This window comes from Enterobacter cloacae complex sp. 6730903, assembly GCF_048283985.1.
GTDB classification, from domain to species: Bacteria; Pseudomonadota; Gammaproteobacteria; order Enterobacterales; family Enterobacteriaceae; genus Enterobacter; species Enterobacter hormaechei_C.
Map to the genome: position 1 here is coordinate 1 of NZ_JBLVXX010000195.1, position 306 is coordinate 306.

1 pseudogene is annotated in these 306 nt (G+C 36.6%); it reads right to left on the bottom strand.

The features are described from left to right. Window positions 1-306: pseudogene (locus ACNQ0W_RS25535) on the bottom strand (Y-family DNA polymerase); the annotation flags it as partial.

Sequence of the window (306 nt, forward strand, 5' to 3'; positions counted from 1 at the left end):
CCTCATAACTTTGTAGCTGTTTGACTAATTGATAGCCGATTCCCCATACCTCTTTGACTGATGTCTGTTGCATGAGGTCTTCCATAATTAATGGATCTAAGGTGATGAAATTACATACTCCTTTAAAACTTTTAATTTTCTTAGCATAGTGATTGGCAAGTTTTGCTTGTGTCTTTGAATATCCAATTCCAATGCAACAAGGTAAGCCTAACCATTTTAGGAGAGTGTTTCTCACTTTGTTGCAGTAGTCAGAGATATCGATAGATTGGAGGTAAGGGGTGAGATGAATAAAGCATTCATCTATAG